The organism is Anaerococcus sp. NML200574, from assembly GCF_026131665.1.
Classification (GTDB): Bacteria; Bacillota; Clostridia; order Tissierellales; family Peptoniphilaceae; genus Anaerococcus; species Anaerococcus kampingae.
The window spans coordinates 1-1,475 of the sequence record NZ_JAMXSM010000065.1 but is presented as its reverse complement, the minus strand read 5'-3'; the positions used below and the strand labels follow the sequence as shown (position 1 = coordinate 1,475).

Below are 1,475 nucleotides of genomic sequence, written 5' to 3'. Positions count from 1 at the left end.
GGGTCTGTAAATAATTTTGTGTATCAACCTAAATCCTGACATTAGGGTAAGGGTTGATACATTTTTTATGTATCAATGTTTGTCCATTCCTATAGGAATGGAGCTTTTCTTAATTTTACACAACTTTAATAAACTGTCAAATTTTCATGAAAATTTACAGCTGATTTCATACTAAATTTTTAGCTAATTTAAAACCTCCCTTCAAAAAATATTGATAATTGGGATAATATTTGATCCCAGCCACGTATTCTACTTGTCCATTTGCTTGAAGCATCTACCATTGCTAGATACAAGCTTTTTTGGAGTGCGTAGTCATTTGGAAATATGGTTTTGTTTTTAGTGACTTTTCTTAGTTGCCTATTGAAGTTTTCCATGGCATTTGTTGTATATATTAATTTTCTTATTCCTTCTGGATATTTAAAATATGTGGATAGTTCTGTCCAGTTGTTTTTCCAAGAGTTTACACACATTGGGTATTTTTTCCCCCATTTTTCTTCAAAGATTCCTAGATTCGTTAAGGCTAAGTCTTCTGTTGGTGCTTTGTATACTGCTTTTAGGTCTTTCATTAGTTCTTTGATGTCTCTATATGATACATATTTTGTTGAATTTCTTATTTGGTGAATTATACATTTTTGAATTTCTGCTTTTGGATATACTGCTTCTATTGCTTGGCTAAATCCAGGTAGGTTGTCTGTTGAGAATATTAGTACATCTTCTAGCCCTCTTTCTTTTAGCTGATTTAATACTAAGAGCCAGTATTTGCTTGATTCATTTTCTCCTACCCACATGCCTAGTATTTCTTTAAAGCCTTCTAGATTGTAGCCTAGGGCAATGTATACCGCTTTTTTGACTACTATGTTGTTTTCTCTTACGTGATAGTGTATGGCGTCTAAAAAGACCATAGGATAGATTTTTTCTAGGGGTCTATTTTGCCACTCTTCTATGGTTGGTAGTATTTTGTTGGTTATTTTACTTACCATTGTTTCTGATATGCCAAAACCATAGATATCTTTTATATGACTTGATATGTCTCTTGTTGTCATTCCTTTTCCATACATTGATATTATCTGATTTTCTATGTTTGATATGTCTTTTTCGTATTTTCTTAATGCTTGTGGCTCAAAGGTTCCTTCTCTATCTCTTGGAATGTTTAAATCTATATTGCCATATGATGATCTAACTGTTTTCTTGCTCGTGCCATTTCTAGTGTTTAATGATAAAGGTTTTTCACCATATTCATAATCTAAATGCTCATCTAATTCTGCTTTTAAAAGTTCTTCCATTGTATCGCCTAGAAGGTCTTTTAGTACTTCTTGAATATCTTGTGCACTTTGAGGCTGATATTCTTCAATTAACATTTTTGCTATTTTGCTTCTTTTTGTTTCTGTTCTTTTTCTTGGCATTAAAAATCCTCCTGATTAGTTTTTTCTTACCCTAATCAGGAGGTCTCTATACACAAAATTTTACACAGTCTC

Annotated in this window: 1 protein-coding gene; it reads right to left on the bottom strand. The window is 32.1% G+C overall.

Translation table 11 applies throughout. From position 1 onward, the window contains the following. Positions 1 to 188: 188 nt before the first annotated feature. A complete protein-coding gene (locus NH286_RS10615) occupies positions 189 to 1,403 on the bottom strand; it encodes an IS256 family transposase (protein WP_265238782.1) in 1,215 nt (404 codons plus the stop codon). Positions 1,404 to 1,475: the final 72 nt, after the last annotated feature.